Origin of the sequence: Leucobacter soli (assembly GCF_042659205.1) — a bacterium.
Classification (GTDB): Bacteria; Actinomycetota; Actinomycetes; order Actinomycetales; family Microbacteriaceae; genus Leucobacter; species Leucobacter soli.
In genome coordinates, this window is record NZ_JBHSRW010000314.1 from 1 (window position 1) to 2,024 (window position 2,024).

2 protein-coding genes are annotated in these 2,024 nt (G+C 72.0%); both read left to right on the plus strand.

The window, feature by feature from the left end; genetic code table 11:
• Nucleotides 1-502: UDP-N-acetylglucosamine--N-acetylmuramyl-(pentapeptide) pyrophosphoryl-undecaprenol N-acetylglucosamine transferase (locus tag ACFPZL_RS12600; RefSeq protein WP_382335691.1), on the plus strand; the 502-nt coding region annotated here is incomplete at its 5' end.
• On the plus strand, nucleotides 499-1,956 hold the full coding sequence (gene murC, locus ACFPZL_RS12605) for a UDP-N-acetylmuramate--L-alanine ligase (protein ID WP_218113737.1): 1,458 nt from the start codon (nucleotides 499-501) through the stop codon (nucleotides 1,954-1,956). The genes ACFPZL_RS12600 and murC, both read left to right, overlap by 4 nt.
• Nucleotides 1,957-2,024: the final 68 nt, after the last annotated feature.

Below are 2,024 nucleotides of genomic sequence, written 5' to 3' on the forward strand. Positions count from 1 at the left end.
CGGCGCCCGCGCGCTCAACCGCGGGATCGGCGGCTCGGCACGCCGCATCGTCGACTCCGGCGCGCAGGTGCTGCACATCTGGGGGAGGCTGACCGAGCTCGAGGACCCGGGCGTACCCGGCTACGTCGTGCTGCCCTACTGCGATCGGATGGATCTGGCGCTCACGGCCTGCGACCTCGTCGTCTCGCGCGCCGGGTCGGCGACGGTGAGCGAGCTCTCGGGCCTCGGCATACCGGCGGTGTTCGTGCCCTACGCCTCGGGCAACGGCGAGCAGCGTCTGAACGCGGCCGGCGTGGTCGCGGCGGGCGGCGCCCTGCTGGTCGACGACGGGGATCTCACGCCCGAGTGGGTGGACCGCACGCTGATCCCGCTCCTGGGCGACGAGTCGCGGCTCGCGGAGATGTCCGCCCGTGCGCGGGAGGCCGGTGCCCTCGACGGGACGGAGCGGCTGTACGATCTAGTGCGCGAAGCCCTCGCCGCGGACACGAAGGAGCCCCGATGATCTACCCCGACCTCGACCTCGAGATCCCGGAGGAACTCGGCCGCGTGCACTTCGTGGGGATCGGCGGCTCGGGCATGAGCGGGATCGCGCGGATGATGCATGCCGCCGGGGTGCCGGTCACCGGCTCTGACCGCAGTGCGAACTACAGCACGAAGACCCTCGAGGAGCTCGGCATCCGGGTCTCGATCGGGCACGACGCCGCGAACGTCGGCGACGCCGACACGCTCGTGGTGACGGGTGCGCTGTGGCAGGACAATCCCGAGTATCAGCACGCGCTCGCGCACGGCCTGCCGGTGCTGCACCGCTCCCACGCGCTGGCCTGGCTGGCGCGCGGCAAGCGCCTCGTCTCGGTCGCCGGCGCGCACGGCAAGACCACGTCGACGGGCATGATCGTGACCGGGCTGCTCGGTCTCGGTGCGGATCCCTCGTTCGTGAACGGCGGCATCATCGAGTCGCTCGAGGTCTCGTCGGCACGCGGGGGCGACGACCTCTTCGTGATCGAGGCGGACGAGAGCGACAAGTCGTTCCTGCTCTACGACACGGCGATCGCGCTGATCACGAACGTGGATCCCGAGCACCTCGACTTCTACGGCTCGCGCGAGGCCTTCATGGCGGCCTTCATCGACTTCGCCCGCGCGGCGGGGGAGCAGGTCGTCATCTCCGCCGACGACCCCGGCGCCCTCGAGGTGCTCGAGGCGCTGCGCGCCGATGCCGATGCCGATGCCGCTGCCGGCGCCGACGAATCCGACGCGTCGAGGACTCCGGTGATCCGTACGTTCGGCGAGGCCGAGGGCGCCGATGTGCGGCTCGTCTCGGTCGACGACTCGGGGCCGGTGCGTTTCGTCGTCGAGACGGACGGGCAGCGGCACGAGGCGCGACTGCAGGTTTTCGGCCGCCACAACGCGGTGAACGCGACGGGGGCGCTCGCCGTGCTGCTCGGGCTCGGGTACGAGCCCGGACCGGCGCTCGATGCGATCTCGGCGTTCGGCGGCACGAAGCGCCGCTTCGAGTTCCACGCCGAGGTCGGCGGCGTGCGCGTCTACGACGACTACGCGCACCACCCGACCGAGGTCGCGGCTCTCCTCGACTCGGCCCGGGCCGTGGTCGGCGACGGCCGGCTGATCGCCATCCACCAGCCGCACCTCTTCAGTCGAACGAGCCTCTTCCACCGCGAGTTCGCCGAGGTGCTGGAGCGGGGCGCGGATCGGACCGTCGTGCTCGCGGTGGACGGCGCGCGGGAGGATCCCGTGCCCGGGGTGACCGGGGCGCTGGTCTCTGACGACTTCGCCGACCCCTCCAAGGTCGTGTACATCGACGAGTGGCAGCGCGCCGCCGACTATCTCGCGGAGATCGCGGAACCCGGCGACGTGATGGTGACGATGAGCTGCGGCACCGTGTACCGGATCATCCCGCAGGTGGTCGCCGCGCTGCGCGGGCGCTTCGAGGCCCGGTGAGACGTCCGGGCGGCTTCGACGGCGGGGCCGGCGGTCTCGGCGGCGGCGCGCGCAACCCGGGTCCGAAG